At 67.6% G+C, this 17,610-nt stretch carries 10 protein-coding genes; 7 read left to right on the top strand and 3 right to left on the bottom strand.

All coding sequences use genetic code 11. From position 1 onward, the window contains the following. Window positions 1–12: 12 nt before the first annotated feature. The 3 genes from rplL to OG861_RS13120 all read left to right on the top strand — a co-directional run bounded on the left by rplL (window position 13) and on the right by OG861_RS13120 (window position 8,484). Entirely contained in the window at window positions 13–396 is a 384-nt protein-coding gene (gene rplL / locus OG861_RS13130) for a 50S ribosomal protein L7/L12 (RefSeq protein ID WP_329197480.1), read from the top strand. Window positions 397–1,004: 608 nt separating this feature from the next. Then, window positions 1,005–4,487, top strand: coding sequence for a DNA-directed RNA polymerase subunit beta (gene rpoB, locus OG861_RS13125; protein WP_329197481.1), 3,483 nt, complete (start codon window positions 1,005–1,007; stop codon window positions 4,485–4,487). 97 nt (window positions 4,488–4,584) lie between these two features. Further along, on the top strand, window positions 4,585–8,484 hold the full coding sequence (locus tag OG861_RS13120) for a DNA-directed RNA polymerase subunit beta' (RefSeq protein ID WP_190182994.1): 3,900 nt from the start codon (window positions 4,585–4,587) through the stop codon (window positions 8,482–8,484). 148 nt (window positions 8,485–8,632) lie between these two features. Here OG861_RS13120 and OG861_RS13115 read toward each other — a convergent pair whose 3' ends face one another. After that, on the bottom strand, window positions 8,633–11,080 hold the full coding sequence (locus tag OG861_RS13115) for a YfhO family protein (RefSeq protein ID WP_329202377.1): 2,448 nt from the start codon (window positions 11,078–11,080) through the stop codon (window positions 8,633–8,635). Between the two features lie 442 nt (window positions 11,081–11,522). Between OG861_RS13115 and rpsL the strand changes: the two genes are divergently transcribed. The 4 genes from rpsL to tuf all read left to right on the top strand — a co-directional run bounded on the left by rpsL (window position 11,523) and on the right by tuf (window position 15,878). Then, the gene (gene rpsL / locus OG861_RS13110; RefSeq protein ID WP_007265893.1) at window positions 11,523–11,894 is read left to right on the top strand and encodes a 30S ribosomal protein S12; all 372 of its coding nucleotides are present in this window, start codon (window positions 11,523–11,525) and stop codon (window positions 11,892–11,894) included. Between the two features lie 2 nt (window positions 11,895–11,896). Further along, complete coding sequence (rpsG, locus tag OG861_RS13105; protein ID WP_007265894.1) at window positions 11,897–12,367, top strand: 30S ribosomal protein S7; 471 nt, start codon at window positions 11,897–11,899, stop codon at window positions 12,365–12,367. A 39-nt stretch (window positions 12,368–12,406) separates the two neighbouring features. Beyond that, window positions 12,407–14,533 carry an elongation factor G gene (gene fusA, locus OG861_RS13100; RefSeq protein WP_136213221.1) on the top strand — a complete coding sequence of 709 codons (2,127 nt, stop codon included), beginning with the start codon at window positions 12,407–12,409 and terminating at the stop codon, window positions 14,531–14,533. A gap of 151 nt (window positions 14,534–14,684) precedes the next feature. Beyond that, a complete protein-coding gene (gene tuf / locus OG861_RS13095) occupies window positions 14,685–15,878 on the top strand; it encodes an elongation factor Tu (RefSeq protein ID WP_136213222.1) in 1,194 nt (397 codons plus the stop codon). A gap of 185 nt (window positions 15,879–16,063) precedes the next feature. On the opposite strand, the gene OG861_RS13090 is transcribed toward tuf, so the two are convergent. Both OG861_RS13090 and OG861_RS13085 read right to left on the bottom strand, forming a co-directional pair. Continuing rightward, on the bottom strand, window positions 16,064–17,011 hold the full coding sequence (locus OG861_RS13090) for a hypothetical protein (protein WP_329197485.1): 948 nt from the start codon (window positions 17,009–17,011) through the stop codon (window positions 16,064–16,066). A gap of 279 nt (window positions 17,012–17,290) precedes the next feature. Next, entirely contained in the window at window positions 17,291–17,572 is a 282-nt protein-coding gene (locus OG861_RS13085) for a hypothetical protein (protein WP_329197487.1), read from the bottom strand. Between the last annotated feature and the right edge of the window lie 38 nt (window positions 17,573–17,610).

The raw sequence follows: 17,610 nt of genomic DNA, 5'->3' as shown, positions 1-17,610 counted from the left end.
GGATCGCCCATCATGGCGAAGCTCTCTCAGGACGACCTCCTCGCCCAGTTCGAGGAGATGACCCTCATCGAGCTCTCCGAGTTCGTGAAGGCCTTCGAGGAGAAGTTCGACGTCACCGCCGCCGCGGCCGTCGCCGTTGCCGGTCCGGCCGGCCCGGGCGCCGTTGTCGAGGCCGAGGAGGAGAAGGACGAGTTCGACGTCATCCTCACCGGTGCCGGCGACAAGAAGATCCAGGTCATCAAGGTCGTGCGCGAGCTGACCTCCCTGGGTCTCAAGGAGGCCAAGGACCTCGTGGACGGCACCCCGAAGCCGGTCCTCGAGAAGGTCAACAAGGAGGCCGCTGACAAGGCCGCCGAGGCCCTCAAGGCCGCCGGTGCCGGCGTCGAGGTCAAGTAACACCTCTGAGGCCCTCTGAGGCCTCTTCAAAGGGCGGTCACCCGTAAGGGTGGTCGCCCTTTGGCGTACCCGGAGTGCCTGATTTGCCCTGCTCTCGTTGGGGAGTAGGGTGATCTTCGTTGTCTCGGGGCCGGTCCGCCGGTGATCCGCTCGGAGCAGGGGGCCTTGACGAACGGGCGGCGGCGCGCAATTCTCAGACCGGTCGTGGGAGACCTGCCCGCACCGCTCCGGGACCCGAGGGTACGGATCGGCGATCCGAGGCATGGATCGACTACGAAGAGGGCAGTACTGATACGCGCTCTGTGTCAGAGCGCGGCAGAGTAGGACGCGGTGTTCGACGAACACGGTGTTGGTGGATCGAGTGGGGAAGGCCTGTTGCCGGTTTCCGGAAACCTGGTCTGGACATCAGTGAGCCAAGTGGCTACACTGACCCTTTGCGCTGCCTGTTAGCTGCCCCCTGCCCGTCGCCAGGGGCATGCCCACGCTCGAGCACACCTGACTGATCCGCCCTGACCTGGTCTTTTGGACCAGATTGAAAGCGTCTGTCTTCTGTGTCGGCTGGGACCGGTACGCGCGTAGTGAGTCCGAGCCCTCGGAAGGACCCCCTCTTGGCCGCCTCGCGCAACGCCTCGACCAATACGAACAACGGTGCCAGCACCGCCCCGCTGCGCATCTCCTTTGCAAAGATCAAGGAGCCCCTCGAGGTTCCGAACCTCCTGGCGCTGCAGACCGAGAGCTTTGACTGGCTGCTCGGTAACGCCGCCTGGAAGGCTCGCGTCGAGTCGGCTCTTGAGAGTGGACAGGACGTCCCCACCAAGTCCGGTCTTGAAGAGATCTTCGAGGAGATCTCGCCGATCGAGGACTTCTCCGGGTCGATGTCGCTGACTTTCCGCGACCACCGTTTCGAGCCGGCGAAGAACTCGGTCGACGAGTGCAAGGAGCGCGACTTCACGTACGCGGCGCCGCTCTTCGTTACCGCCGAGTTCACGAACAACGAGACCGGAGAGATCAAGTCTCAGACGGTCTTCATGGGCGACTTCCCGCTCATGACCAACAAGGGCACCTTCGTCATCAACGGCACCGAGCGTGTCGTCGTGTCGCAGCTCGTCCGTTCCCCCGGTGTCTACTTCGACTCCTCCATCGACAAGACGTCCGACAAGGACATCTTCTCCGCCAAGATCATCCCGTCCCGGGGTGCCTGGCTGGAGATGGAGGTCGACAAGCGCGACATGGTCGGTGTCCGCATCGACCGCAAGCGCAAGCAGTCCGTCACCGTCCTCCTCAAGGCTCTCGGCTGGACCACCGAGCAGATCCTCGAAGAGTTCGGCGAGTACGAGTCCATGCGCGCCACCCTGGAGAAGGACCACACCCAGGGCCAGGACGACGCGCTGCTCGACATCTACCGCAAGCTGCGTCCGGGCGAACCGCCGACGCGCGAGGCCGCCCAGACGCTGCTCGAGAACCTCTACTTCAACCCCAAGCGCTACGACCTCGCGAAGGTCGGCCGCTACAAGGTGAACAAGAAGCTCGGCGCCGACGAGCCGCTCGACGCCGGTGTGCTCACCACCGACGACATCATCGCGACGATCAAGTACCTCGTGAAGCTCCACGCGGGCGAGACCGAGACCACCGGTGAGTCGGGCCGTTCGATCGTCGTCGAGACCGACGACATCGACCACTTCGGCAACCGTCGTCTGCGCAACGTCGGCGAGCTCATCCAGAACCAGGTCCGTACGGGTCTGGCTCGTATGGAGCGCGTCGTGCGCGAGCGCATGACCACGCAGGACGTCGAGGCGATCACGCCGCAGACCCTGATCAACATCCGGCCGGTCGTCGCCTCCATCAAGGAGTTCTTCGGCACCAGCCAGCTGTCGCAGTTCATGGACCAGAACAACCCGCTGTCGGGCCTGACCCACAAGCGCCGCCTGTCGGCGCTGGGCCCCGGTGGTCTGTCCCGTGAGCGGGCCGGCTTCGAGGTCCGTGACGTCCACCCGTCGCACTACGGCCGCATGTGCCCGATCGAGACCCCCGAAGGCCCGAACATCGGTCTGATCGGCTCGCTCGCGTCCTACGGCCGCGTCAACGCGTTCGGTTTCGTCGAGACCCCGTACCGCAAGGTCGTCGACGGTGTCGTCACCGACGAGGTCGACTACCTGACCGCCGACGAGGAAGACCGCTTCGTCATCGCCCAGGCCAACGCCGGCCTGAACGACGAGATGCGCTTCACCGAGAACCGCGTGCTGGTCCGCCGTCGTGGCGGCGAGATCGACTACATCGCCGGCGACGACGTCGACTACATGGACGTCTCCCCGCGCCAGATGGTGTCCGTCGCTACCGCGATGATCCCCTTCCTGGAGCACGACGACGCCAACCGCGCCCTCATGGGCGCGAACATGATGCGCCAGGCCGTTCCGCTCATCAAGGCGGAGGCGCCGCTCGTCGGCACCGGCATGGAGTACCGCTGCGCCGTCGACGCCGGTGACTCGATCAAGGCGGAGAAGGACGGTGTCGTCCAGGAGGTCTCGGCCGACTACATCACCGTCGCCAACGACGACGGCACGTACACCACGTACCGCGTCGCGAAGTTCTCCCGCTCGAACCAGGGCACCTCGGTCAACCAGAAGGTCATCGTCAACGAGGGCGACCGGATCGTCGAGGCCCAGGTCCTCGCCGACGGCCCGGCCACCGAAGAGGGCGAAATGGCCCTCGGCAAGAACCTGCTCGTCGCGTTCATGCCGTGGGAAGGCCACAACTACGAGGACGCGATCATCCTGTCGCAGCGCCTCGTGCAGGACGACGTCCTCTCCTCGATCCACATCGAGGAGCACGAGGTCGACGCCCGTGACACCAAGCTGGGCCCCGAGGAGATCACCCGGGACATCCCGAACGTCTCCGAAGAGGTCCTGGCCGACCTCGACGAGCGCGGCATCATCCGCATCGGTGCGGACGTCGTCGCCGGCGACATCCTGGTCGGCAAGGTCACGCCCAAGGGTGAGACCGAGCTGACCCCGGAGGAGCGCCTGCTCCGTGCGATCTTCGGTGAGAAGGCCCGCGAGGTGCGCGACACCTCGCTCAAGGTCCCCCACGGTGAGATCGGCAAGGTCATCGGTGTCCGCGTCTTCGACCGCGAGGAGGGCGACGAGCTTCCCCCGGGCGTGAACCAGCTGGTCCGCGTCTACGTCGCCCAGAAGCGCAAGATCACCGACGGTGACAAGCTCGCCGGCCGTCACGGCAACAAGGGTGTCATCTCCAAGATCCTCCCGATCGAGGACATGCCCTTCCTCGAAGACGGCACGCCGGTCGACATCATCCTGAACCCGCTGGGTGTCCCGTCCCGAATGAACCCGGGACAGGTCCTGGAGATCCACCTCGGCTGGCTCGCCAGCCGCGGCTGGGACGTCTCCGGCCTCGCGGAGGAGTGGGCCGAGCGCCTCAAGGCGATCGGCGCCGACCGCGTCGAGCCCGGCACCAACGTCGCCACCCCGGTGTTCGACGGTGCCCGCGAGGACGAGCTGGCCGGCCTGTTCGAGCACACCATCCCGAACCGCGACGGTGACCGCCTGGTCCTGCCGTCCGGCAAGGCGCGTCTGTTCGACGGCCGCTCCGGTGAGCCGTTCCCGGACCCGATCTCGGTCGGGTACATGTACATCCTCAAGCTGCACCACCTGGTCGACGACAAGCTCCACGCCCGGTCGACCGGTCCGTACTCGATGATCACGCAGCAGCCGCTGGGTGGTAAGGCGCAGTTCGGTGGCCAGCGCTTCGGTGAGATGGAGGTGTGGGCGCTCGAGGCTTATGGCGCCGCTTACGCCCTCCAGGAGCTGCTGACCATCAAGTCCGACGACGTCACCGGCCGCGTGAAGGTCTACGAGGCCATCGTCAAGGGCGAGAACATCCCCGAGCCGGGCATTCCCGAGTCCTTCAAGGTGCTCATCAAGGAAATGCAGTCGCTCTGCCTCAACGTGGAGGTGCTGTCCTCGGACGGCATGTCCATCGAGATGCGCGACACCGACGAGGACGTCTTCCGCGCGGCGGAGGAGCTCGGTATCGACCTGTCCCGGCGTGAGCCGAGCAGCGTCGAAGAGGTCTGACGGGCCTGACGGGGGGCTCGCTCAAGAGCCCCCCGTCATCCCCGGGACCGTTCAGACCATGATTGAGACTCGACCCCGAAAGAGGGATTGACGCACAGTGCTCGACGTCAACTTCTTCGACGAGCTGCGGATCGGCCTTGCCACCGCGGACGACATCCGAACCTGGTCGCACGGCGAGGTCAAGAAGCCGGAGACCATCAACTACCGCACCCTCAAGCCCGAGAAGGACGGACTCTTCTGCGAGAAGATCTTCGGTCCTACCCGGGACTGGGAGTGCTACTGCGGCAAGTACAAGCGTGTCCGCTTCAAGGGCATCATCTGTGAGCGCTGTGGCGTCGAGGTCACGCGCGCCAAGGTGCGTCGTGAGCGGATGGGCCACATCGAGCTCGCCGCTCCCGTCACCCACATCTGGTACTTCAAGGGCGTCCCGTCGCGCCTGGGCTACCTGCTGGACCTCGCGCCGAAGGACCTCGAAAAGGTCATCTACTTCGCCGCGTACATGATCACGTTCGTGGACGACGAGCGCCGCACCCGCGACCTCCCGTCGCTGGAGGCCCACGTCTCCGTCGAGCGCCAGCAGATCGAGAACCGCCGTGACGCGGACCTCGAAGGCCGTGCCAAGAAGCTCGAGACCGACCTGGCCGAGCTCGAGGCCGAGGGCGCGAAGGCCGACGTGCGCCGCAAGGTGCGCGAAGGTGCCGAGCGCGAGATGAAGCAGCTGCGCGACCGTGCGCAGCGCGAGATCGACCGTCTGGACGAGGTCTGGTCCCGCTTCAAGAACCTCAAGGTCCAGGACCTCGAAGGCGACGAGCTGCTCTACCGCGAGCTGCGCGACCGCTTCGGTACCTACTTCGACGGTTCGATGGGTGCCGCGGCGCTGCAGAAGCGCCTGGAGTCCTTCGACCTGGAGGAGGAGGCCGAGCGCCTCCGCGAGATCATCCGTACCGGCAAGGGCCAGAAGAAGACCCGTGCGCTCAAGCGCCTCAAGGTCGTCTCCGCGTTCCTGCAGACCAGCAACAGCCCCAAGGGCATGGTGCTGGACTGCGTGCCGGTGATCCCGCCGGACCTGCGTCCGATGGTGCAGCTGGACGGTGGCCGCTTCGCGACCTCCGACCTGAACGACCTGTACCGCCGCGTGATCAACCGCAACAACCGTCTGAAGCGCCTGCTCGACCTCGGTGCCCCCGAGATCATCGTGAACAACGAGAAGCGGATGCTCCAGGAGGCGGTCGACGCCCTCTTCGACAACGGCCGTCGTGGTCGCCCGGTCACGGGCCCCGGCAACCGTCCGCTGAAGTCCCTGAGCGACATGCTCAAGGGCAAGCAGGGCCGTTTCCGTCAGAACCTCCTCGGCAAGCGCGTGGACTACTCCGCGCGTTCCGTGATCGTCGTCGGTCCGCAGCTCAAGCTGCACCAGTGCGGTCTGCCGAAGGCCATGGCGCTGGAGCTCTTCAAGCCGTTCGTGATGAAGCGCCTGGTCGACCTGAACCACGCGCAGAACATCAAGTCGGCGAAGCGCATGGTCGAGCGCGGCCGCACGGTCGTCTACGACGTGCTCGAAGAGGTCATCGCCGAGCACCCGGTGCTGCTGAACCGTGCGCCCACGCTGCACCGTCTCGGCATCCAGGCCTTCGAGCCCCAGCTGGTCGAAGGCAAGGCCATCCAGATCCACCCGCTCGTCTGCACCGCGTTCAACGCGGACTTCGACGGTGACCAGATGGCCGTGCACCTGCCGCTCTCCGCGGAGGCGCAGGCCGAGGCCCGCATCCTGATGCTGTCCTCGAACAACATCCTCAAGCCGGCCGACGGCCGTCCGGTCACGATGCCGACCCAGGACATGGTCCTCGGTCTGTTCTTCCTGACCACCGACGGTGAGCTGCGTGACACCAAGGGCGAGGGCCGCGCGTTCGGCTCCACGGCCGAGGCGATCATGGCGTTCGACGCCGGTGAGCTCGCTCTGCAGTCGCAGGTCGACATCCGCTTCCCGGTGGGCACCATCCCGCCGCGCGGCTGGGTGGCGCCGGTGGCCGAAGAGGGCGAGCAGGAGTTCCAGCCGGGCGACAGCTTCCGTCTCAAGACCACCCTGGGCCGCGCGCTCTTCAACGAGCTGCTGCCCGAGGACTACCCGTTCGTCGACTACTCGGTGGGCAAGAAGCAGCTCTCCGAGATCGTCAACGACCTGGCGGAGCGCTACCCCAAGGTGATCGTGGCGGCGACGCTCGACAACCTCAAGGCGGCCGGTTTCCACTGGGCGACCCGTTCGGGCGTCACCGTGGCCATCTCCGACGTCGTCGTGCCCGAGGCCAAGAAGGCCATCGTCGCGGGCTACGAGGCGATGGACGAGAAGGTCCAGAAGCAGTACGAGCGCGGTCTGATCACCAAGGACGAGCGCACGCAGGAGCTCATCGCGATCTGGACCAAGGCGACCAACGAGGTTGCCGAGGCGATGAACGCGAACTTCCCCAAGACGAACCCCATCTTCATGATGGTTGACTCGGGTGCCCGAGGAAACATGATGCAGATGCGACAGATCGCCGGTATGCGTGGTCTGGTGTCGAACGCGAAGAACGAGACCATCCCGCGTCCGATCAAGGCGTCCTTCCGTGAGGGCCTCACCGTTCTGGAGTACTTCATCTCCACGCACGGTGCCCGTAAGGGTCTGGCGGACACCGCCCTGCGTACCGCCGACTCGGGTTACCTCACCCGTCGTCTGGTGGACGTCTCGCAGGACGTCATCATCCGCGAGGAGGACTGCGGCACCGAGCGCGGCCTCAAGCTCAAGATCGGTGTCAAGGACGAGGCCGGCGTTCTGCGCAAGGCCGACGACGTCGAGACCTCCGTGTACGCCCGCATGCTGGCCGAGGACGTCGTCATCGACGGCAAGGTCATCGCGCCGGCGAACGTGGACCTCGGTGACGTGCTCATCGACGCCCTCATCGCGAACGGCGTCGAGGAGGTCAAGACCCGCTCCGTCCTGACCTGCGAGTCCGCGGTCGGCACCTGTGCCTTCTGCTACGGCCGCTCGCTGGCCACCGGCAAGCTGGTCGACATCGGTGAGGCGGTCGGCATCATCGCCGCCCAGTCCATCGGTGAGCCCGGTACCCAGCTGACGATGCGTACCTTCCACACCGGTGGTGTGGCCGGTGACGACATCACGCAGGGTCTGCCGCGTGTCGTCGAGCTCTTCGAGGCCCGTACCCCGAAGGGTGTCGCCCCGATCTCCGAGGCCGCCGGCCGCGTGCGGATCGAGGAGACCGAGAAGACGAAGAAGATCGTCATCACGCCCGACGACGGCAGCGAGGAGACGGCCTTCCCGATCTCCAAGCGCGCCAAGGTCATCGTGCACGAGGGTGACCACGTCGAGGTGGGCCAGAAGCTCACCATGGGTGCCACCAACCCGCACGACGTGCTGCGCATCCTCGGTCAGCGTGCCGTCCAGGTCCACCTGGTCGGCGAAGTCCAGAAGGTCTACAACTCGCAGGGCGTGTCGATCCACGACAAGCACATCGAGATCATCATCCGGCAGATGCTGCGCCGCGTGACGATCATCGAGTCCGGCGACGCGGAGCTCCTGCCGGGCGAGCTGGTCGAGCGGTCGAAGTTCGAGACCGAGAACCGTCGTGTGGTCACCGAGGGCGGTCACCCCGCCTCCGGCCGTCCGCAGCTGATGGGTATCACCAAGGCCTCGCTCGCGACCGAGTCGTGGCTGTCGGCGGCGTCCTTCCAGGAGACGACCAGGGTCCTGACGGACGCGGCGATCAACGCCAAGTCCGACTCCCTGATCGGCCTCAAGGAGAACGTCATCATCGGTAAGCTCATCCCGGCCGGTACGGGTCTGTCCCGCTACCGCAACATCCGGGTCGAGCCGACCGAGGAGGCCAAGGCCGCGATGTACTCGGCCGTCGGCTACGACGACATCGACTACTCGCCCTTCGGCACCGGCTCCGGCCAGGCCGTCCCGCTGGAGGACTACGACTACGGCCCGTACAACGGCTGACAGCTCGTATGAAGAAGCCCCCCGCCGCTCCGAGAGGAGCGGCGGGGGGCTTCTTCGTGTCCGGGGGGACGGGCCGGAGGGCCGGGCGCCGGGGGCGCGGGGTCTCCGGCCCCTCGGGCACGGGGTCTCCGGCCCCCGGGGGCGGCCCTCAGGCGCGGCGGCGGGAGGCGACCGTGACCGAGATCAGGGCCAGGAGGGCGAGGGTGGCGGCGGCGAGGCCCGGGGTGAGGCCGCGCGGGGTGAAGGTGCAGGAGACCTTGGTGGCGCCGGCGGGCACGGAGAGGGCGACCAGGCCGTGGAAGGCGGTGGTGGGGGCGGAGCACTGCCAGCCGGGGACGGCCGTCATCGCGAAGACGGCGGTGCCGGTGGCGCCCGTCGGGAGGGTGGCTTCGATGGTGTGCCCGTCCGCGGTGACCTTCGTGGCGCCGGTGGTGGTGAGGTGGCGTACCGCCGCGTCGAGCCCGGCCCGGTCCAGGCAGCCGATGGGGTGGGAGCCGGCCGTGGCGTTCGCGGTGCGGGTGGCCACGGAGACGTCGAGCCGCCCGGAGGCGGGGACCGTGCCGATCGGCACGACCCCGCTCATGCGGTCCTGGAGGGGGCGGGAGAGCGTGCCCCGGGAGAGGGTGCCGTAGAGCTCGGGGGAGTACCAGTACGCCTCGGAGCCGGGCGTGCACTGGGCCGCGTACGTCTGGGCGGTGGCGGTGCCGCCCCGGGTGACCTGCGGGACCTGGTAGACGGTGGCGCCCAGGACGTTCTCCTGGCGGGCCCAGACGCTGTCGGCCGGGTTGGGGGAGGCGTAGGGGCCGCTGCGGACCGTCACCAGGGGCGGGGCCGGGAACGTCGAGGCGGTCCAGCTGTTCTCCGCGGCGCCCGGCCGCACCCGCGCCCCGATCGAGAAGATCGCGTCGAGGACCGGGTTGTCGGCGCCGAAGAAGGTCCGGCCGTCGTTCTTGAAGCCGTATCCGAGGGGCTCCAGCGCCTGGTACGTGACCTCGGGGAGGTAGCTGCTGTAGTACTGCGGACCCTCCGCACGCAGGGCCAGGGCGTCGTTGTACGAGGTCTGCGGCGCGCCCGAGTCGGTCCGGTACGCGGGCCAGCCGTCGACGCCCCGGACGGCGTCGAAGTGGCGGCTGATCGACTCGTTCGAGGTGGGGGCCGGGGCCGCCCAGCGTTCGCGGGCCCGCCGGGTGTCCGCGTTGAGCGCGGCGGCGGTGGATTCCGCGAAGACGACGCCGACCATCAGGACGGCCGCGACCGGGACGAGGAAGCGGCGCCCGCGGCCGAGGGAGAGCAGGACCAGCGCGAGCAGTGACAGGCCCCCGCCACCGAGCACGGCCGGCCACGTCCAGCCGCCGAAGTCGTCGGTGTGGCGGAGCACGAAGGTGGCCAGCACCAGCAGGGCGGCCGACAGCGCGAGGTGCAGCGGGCGCGGGCGGTGGGCGAGCGACAGCCAGGCGGCGATCACCACCATGCCGCTGAAAACGAAGGCCTCGCGGTACGGGTTGCCGTTGGGGACGGCCAGGCCGTGCCACACGTACTGGGTCGGCGGGAACTGGAACGAGGCGAGGACCAGCAGCGTCGCCGCGGCCCACACCAGGCGGGTCCTCACCGCGATCGCGGTGTTGAACAGGAACGCGCCCGCCAGGATCAGCCCCAGCGAGGCCACGTACAGCCGCGGCCGGCCGCCCCACAGGTGCGTGGCGGGGAGCATCCCGGACAGCAGGATCTCGATCCGGACCGGTTCGAAGGAGCCGGCCCGGGTGGGCTGCGCGGAGCCGCTGGACAGGAAGGACGGCAGCAGCAGGGGCAGGGTGAGGAGGATGCCGGTCACGGTGGCCGTGCCGGCCCGCCACACGGCGCGCAGCCGCTCGGGGCCCGACATCTCGCGGGTGGCCAGCCGGACGGCCAGGAGCACGCAGGCGGCCATCGTGGCCATCATCGCGGTGTAGAAGTTCCCGAACCAGGCGAGCGCGACGAACAGCGCGACGCCGGGCCAGCGCCGCTGTTCCAGGCACCACTCGACGGCGATGCCGAGCAGCGGCAGCGCGACCAGCCCCCACAGCCACATCGGGATGTACGAGGCGTCGCTCAGCGCCCATCCGCACAGCCCGTACGTCGCCCCCAGCACCCCGCGCTGCCACCAGGGGCCGGGGTGCAGCTTGCCGAGGTACACCGTCATCACGGCGGCCGCGGCGCCCATGGTCAGCGGCGTGACCGCGAAGACGGCGAGGTCGACGTGGGCCCGGGGTACGAGGACGGCGAGCCAGGAGAACGGGTTGCCGAGGTAGGTGTAGTAGTCGGACAGGAACTGCTGGCCGAAGCCGCCGCGCCAGCTGAACAGCAGGTCGCCCGCGGCCTGCCCGTGCACCAGGTCCCACAGCGCGCGGTGGAAGGGCACGTACTGGTTGGCCTGGTCGTTGAGGGCGCGGCCGGTGTTCCCGAAGGGGAAGCTGCCGCGGGCCACCCAGGCCGCGCAGAACGCGCCGGAGGTGAGGAGGAAGGCGAGCAGCGGGCCGCGGAGGCGGCCGAGGCGGCGCCGGGTGGCCGTGGGCCGCCGCCGGGCGGGAGCCTCCTGCGTGGTGGGCTCCGAGGCCACGGTTCCCAATGCGCTGCTCCCTGCTGATCGACTTCGCCGGGTGGCGGTTTGTCCGGCTCGTCAGTCTAGGGCGGTGCGGGGAGCGCGCGGTCACGTACCACACGCGTGCGGGTTCCGCACGTCCGAGCCGGTGGGGGAGGGCGGTGGGGGCCCGGATCCGTTGCCGCGTCTGGCCTGCGGGTCTGTGGGGAGGGTGGCCCGGCCGGGGCCGCCGGGCCTTTGTTTTGACCGGAGTGGATGGGATGGGTACGCTCAGACCTTGTGCCTGGGGTGTGCCTGGGCTCCCGTGCGTGTCCATCAACCGCATAAGAGCCGATCAGCCACCGCGATCCACGTGTTCTTCGTTTGCGCGGAGCTCCACCGGATCCGACACACCCGACCGCGTGGGTCGGCAACGTTCCAGGTTAGCTTCACTACACGGCACACAGAAACCGGAGAAGTAGTGCCTACGATCCAGCAGCTGGTCCGTAAGGGCCGGCAGGACAAGGTCGAGAAGACAAAGACCCCCGCGCTCGAGGCTTCGCCCCAGCGTCGCGGCGTCTGCACGCGTGTGTTCACGACCACCCCGAAGAAGCCGAACTCGGCGCTCCGTAAGGTCGCGCGTGTGCGTCTGACCTCCGGCATCGAGGTCACCGCTTACATTCCGGGTGAGGGACACAACCTGCAGGAGCACTCGATCGTGCTCGTGCGTGGTGGCCGTGTGAAGGACCTGCCGGGTGTTCGTTACAAGATCATCCGCGGTGCGCTTGACACCCAGGCTGTCAAGAACCGCAAGCAGGCCCGCAGCCGCTACGGCGCCAAGAAGGAGAAGTAAGAATGCCTCGTAAGGGCCCCGCCCCGAAGCGCCCGGTCATCATCGACCCGGTCTACGCATCTCCTCTGGTGACCTCGCTCATCAACAAGATCCTCCTGAACGGCAAGCGCTCCACCGCCGAGCGCATCGTTTACGGCGCCATGGAAGGCCTCCGCGAGAAGACCGGCAACGACCCGGTCATCACGCTGAAGCGCGCGCTGGAGAACGTCAAGCCGTCCCTCGAGGTCAAGTCCCGCCGTGTCGGTGGCGCGACCTACCAGGTTCCGGTCGAGGTCAAGCCGGGTCGCCAGTCGACCCTCGCGCTGCGCTGGCTCGTGGGTTACTCCCGCGCCCGCCGCGAGAAGACCATGACCGAGCGCCTCATGAACGAGCTGCTCGACGCCTCCAACGGTCTTGGCGCTGCCGTCAAGAAGCGCGAGGACACGCACAAGATGGCCGAGTCCAACAAGGCCTTCGCGCACTACCGCTGGTAGTCCCACCCCACATCGAGACCGAGAGAAGACCGAAGCCTTATGGCTACCACTTCGCTTGACCTGGCCAAGGTCCGCAACATCGGGATCATGGCCCACATCGACGCGGGCAAGACGACCACCACCGAGCGCATCCTGTTCTACACCGGTGTGTCGTACAAGATCGGTGAGGTCCACGACGGCGCTGCCACGATGGACTGGATGGAGCAGGAGCAGGAGCGTGGTATCACCATCACGTCTGCCGCGACGACCTGCCACTGGCCTCTTGACGAGGTCGACCACACCATCAACATCATCGACACCCCGGGTCACGTCGACTTCACCGTAGAGGTCGAGCGTTCGCTCCGCGTCCTCGACGGTGCCGTCACCGTCTTCGACGGTGTCGCCGGTGTGGAGCCGCAGTCCGAGACGGTCTGGCGTCAGGCCGACCGTTACGGCGTGCCGCGCATCTGCTTCGTCAACAAGCTGGACCGTACCGGCGCCGAGTTCCACCGCTGCGTGGACATGATCGTGGACCGCCTCGGCGCGACCCCGATCGTCATGCAGCTGCCCATCGGCTCCGAGATGGACTTCCAGGGCGTCGTCGACCTGGTCCGCATGAAGGCTCTTGTGTGGTCCGCCGAGGCCTCCAAGGGCGAGATGTACGACGTCGTCGACATCCCCGCCTCGCACACCGAGGCCGCCGAGGAATGGCGCGCCAAGCTGGTCGAGACGGTCGCCGAGAACGACGAGCAGATGATGGAACTGTTCCTGGAGGGCACCGAGCCCACCGAGGAGCAGCTCTACGCCGCCGTCCGTCGTATCACCATCGCGTCCGGCAAGGGCGGCGACACCACCGTCACCCCCGTGTTCTGCGGCACCGCGTTCAAGAACAAGGGCGTCCAGCCCCTGCTCGACGCCGTCGTGCGCTACCTTCCCTCCCCCCTGGACGTCGAGGCCATCGAAGGCCACGACGTCAAGGACGCGGAGGTCGTCGTCAAGCGCAAGCCGGCCGACTCCGAGCCGCTGTCGGCCCTCGCGTTCAAGATCGCGAGCGACCCGCACCTCGGCAAGCTCACCTTCGTCCGGATCTACTCCGGTCGCCTGGAGGCCGGCACCGCGGTGCTGAACTCCGTCAAGGGCAAGAAGGAGCGCATCGGCAAGATCTACCGCATGCACGCGAACAAGCGTGAGGAGATCGAGTCGGTGGGCGCCGGTGACATCGTCGCCGTCATGGGCCTCAAGCAGACCACCACCGGTGAGACGCTGTGCGACGAGAAGGCCCCGGTCATCCTGGAGTCCATGGACTTCCCGGCCCCGGTCATCCAGGTCGCCATCGAGCCCAAGTCCAAGGGTGACCAGGAGAAGCTGGGTGTTGCCATCCAGCGTCTCGCGGAGGAGGACCCCTCCTTCCAGGTTCACTCGGACGAGGAGACCGGCCAGACCATCATCGGTGGTATGGGCGAGCTTCACCTCGACATCCTCGTCGACCGCATGCGTCGCGAGTTCAAGGTCGAGGCGAACGTCGGCAAGCCGCAGGTGGCCTACCGCGAGACGATCCGCAAGTCCGTCGAGCGTCACGACTACACCCACAAGAAGCAGACCGGTGGTACCGGTCAGTTCGCCAAGGTGCAGATCGCGATCGAGCCCATCGAGGGCGGCGAGGCGGCTTACGAGTTCGTCAACAAGGTCACCGGTGGACGCATCCCGCGTGAGTACATCCCGTCGGTGGACGCCGGTGCCCAGGAAGCCATGAAGTTCGGCATCCTCGCCGGCTACGAGATGACTGGCGTCCGCGTCATTCTTCTCGACGGTGGTTACCACGAGGTCGACTCCTCCGAACTCGCGTTCAAGATCGCCGGTTCGCAGGCCTTCAAGGAGGCCGCGCGCAAGGCTTCTCCCGTGCTCCTTGAGCCGATGATGGCCGTTGAGGTCACCACGCCCGAGGACTACATGGGTGAGGTCATCGGCGACATCAACTCTCGTCGTGGCCAGATCCAGGCCATGGACGAGCGTCACGGTGCTCGCATCGTGAAGGGCCTCGTGCCGCTTTCGGAGATGTTCGGCTACGTCGGAGACCTCCGCAGCAAGACCTCGGGTCGCGCCAGCTACTCGATGCAGTTCGACTCCTACGCCGAGGTTCCCCGGAACGTCGCTGAGGAGATCATCGCGAAGGCCAAGGGCGAGTAACTCTTCGGAGCTCACGCTTTAGGCTTGTCACCGGTACCTCTGGGGCAACAGGAGCATCCGCTCTTGTTGCCCGGAGGGACTGGCATCCCAGCAAAGATCACCTGGCGCCGATCTGTCAGGCGTACCAGAACCACTCTCCAGGAGGACCCCCGTGGCGAAGGCGAAGTTCGAGCGGACTAAGCCGCACGTCAACATCGGCACCATCGGTCACATTGACCACGGTAAGACGACCCTCACGGCCGCCATTACCAAGGTGCTGCACGACGCGTACCCGGACCTGAACGAGGCCTCGGCCTTCGACCAGATCGACAAGGCTCCTGAGGAGCGCCAGCGCGGTATCACCATCTCCATCGCGCACGTCGAGTACCAGACCGAGGCGCGTCACTACGCCCACGTCGACTGCCCGGGTCACGCGGACTACATCAAGAACATGATCACCGGTGCCGCGCAGATGGACGGTGCCATCCTCGTGGTCGCCGCCACCGACGGCCCGATGCCGCAGACCAAGGAGCACGTGCTCCTGGCCCGCCAGGTCGGCGTCCCCTACATCGTCGTCGCCCTGAACAAGGCCGACATGGTGGACGACGAGGAGATCCTGGAGCTCGTCGAGCTCGAGGTCCGTGAGCTGCTCTCCGAGTACGACTTCCCGGGCGACGACCTGCCGGTCGTCCAGGTCTCCGCGCTCAAGGCGCTCGAGGGCGACAAGGAGTGGGGCGAGAAGCTCCTCGGCCTCATGAAGGCCGTGGACGAGTCGATCCCGACCCCGCCGCGCGACACCGACAAGCCCTTCCTGATGCCGGTCGAGGACGTCTTCACGATCACCGGTCGCGGTACGGTCGTCACCGGCCGTATCGAGCGTGGTGTCCTGAAGGTCAACGAGACCGTCGACATCATCGGTATCAAGGAAGAGAAGACCACCACCACGGTCACCGGTATCGAGATGTTCCGCAAGCTCCTCGACGAGGGCCAGGCCGGTGAGAACGTCGGTCTGCTCCTCCGTGGCATCAAGCGCGAGGACGTCGAGCGCGGTCAGGTCATCATCAAGCCCGGTTCGGTCACGCCGCACACCGAGTTCGAGGCCGCCGCGTACATCCTGTCGAAGGACGAGGGTGGCCGTCACACCCCGTTCTTCAACAACTACCGCCCGCAGTTCTACTTCCGTACCACGGACGTGACGGGCGTTGTGACCCTGCCTGAGGGCACCGAGATGGTCATGCCCGGTGACAACACCGACATGACGGTCTCCCTCATCCAGCCGGTCGCGATGGAAGAGGGCCTGAAGTTCGCCATCCGTGAGGGTGGTCGTACGGTGGGCGCCGGCCAGGTCACCAAGATCACGAAGTAATTCGTGCTCTGACCTGGTAGCTCGCGCGAGCGGGCACCACGTTTGACAGAGGGGCCCTTCCCCCACCGCTCCGGCGGTGGGGGAAGGGCCCTTCGTCGTATCCGCGGGGCGTTGCCGGCTGCTGTGCGGGGACGTCCCGGCCGGGTGCGTATGCGGCGCCTACCCCGGTGGCTATGCCCCGGTGCCTATGCGGGGCGCGTCACGGTCCTCATGCGGCGCCCGCCTCCGCCCGCCTCCGCCCGGCACTCCCCGCACAGGCCCGGCTCCCGGGACCGGAAGGCGAGGCCGCAGGTCTCGTCCTCGCAGGTCTGGAAGGGGTCCGGCGGTACGTGGGCGGCCGGGCGGGGTACGTCTGCCAGGGCCGGCGGCAGCTGGGCGGTGAGCCGGTACGCCACCAGTCCGGCCGGATTGCGGGGCTGCGGCGGCAGGTTGGCCGTGAGGGCGGCGGTGATGCTGCCGGGGCGGGCGCAGCGCTCCAGCCAGGCCTCGACGGCGGGGGCGAGGCGCTCGATGTCCTGCCGGCCGAGCAGGAGACGGGAGTCGAGGCGGCGCAGGTCCGTCAGGACGGTGACGGCCGCCTCGTGCCGCCAGGGGTTGTCGGGGTTCAGGGGCCGGGGGAGGGACCCGCCGGGAGCGCGCGGGGTGGCGGGCGGCTGAGGGGCGCGGGCCTCCGGCGCGGCGGCGGCCGGGGTGGTCGCGGGCGGGGCCTGGGCGGCGGGCGCCGGGCCGGGATGCGGGTCCGGGCCGGGGTGCGGGTCGCTGTCCACGCACCCGGGGCGGTTGTAGGACACGGTCCGGGTGATCACCTGCCCGCCGGGCAGCCGCACGCGGGTCCGCTCCAGGTATCCGTAAGCCTCCAGCTCGCGCAGCGCACGGGCGATCCGGTGCTCGCTCTCGGGGAAGCGGCCGGCGAGGTCCTTGATGCCGATGCGTGAGCCGGCGGGCAGGGACTGGATGTGGAGCGCCAGACCGATCGCTACGAGGGACATCTCCGCGTGCTGCGCGAGGTGGTTGCCGACCACGGTGAAGCGGCGGGTGTGCCGGACGTTGACGTGGATGACACCTGATCGGGGGGCATCGCCGCGATTGCGCCCGGAGGCGAGCACGACGGGGTTAGGCTTCTGGGTATCCATCGGGAAGCTGTTCTCTTCCTGCTTGGCCAGGCCCCCGCCGGGATTGCGAGTCCCGTCGGGGGCCGACGTATGTCTGGAGTTGTCGCGCCGAGCATATGCCCGACAACCCCCGGGGAAGCCAGCCGAGTTGTCCCGATTCACCCATCCGAGCGAAGCGCCCCCGACGGGAGGCTGGTGGGGTCTGGCGAGGTTCTTTCGCTTCCCGAGTACTCACCCCTACCTCTCACCCCGCCACCCCCCGGCCCACCGCATCGCGGCCCCCGCGTTGCGGTGGGTCTCCTAATCCCGGGCGCTGACCAGGGTTTCCCCAGCTTCGATTCCGGCGGCCCCAGGCCCGATGAAGGTCACCCTTGCCGTATAGGCCTGGTCCAAGATGGGAACGGATCGTCCGTACCGAAGGATCTCGGTGATGCGAATCTCGATGGCGGGGGAAACGCTTGATCGAAAGATCATGCCTACGCTCGCCTCCCCGCCGATGTTCCTGACCGCGCAGACGGCTTCTGTCGCGGAAGCGCTCTCGACCGACGCCACGTGTAGCCGGACGTCGTTACGTTCATCCACGCTTATAAGCCTCTCTGAGGAATTGCTTGATCTGTTCG

The organism is Streptomyces sp. NBC_00539, assembly GCF_036346105.1.
Lineage (GTDB): Bacteria > Actinomycetota > Actinomycetes > Streptomycetales > Streptomycetaceae > Streptomyces.
Note: the sequence above shows the minus strand (reverse complement) of the source record. Positions and strands in the feature narration are given on the sequence as shown.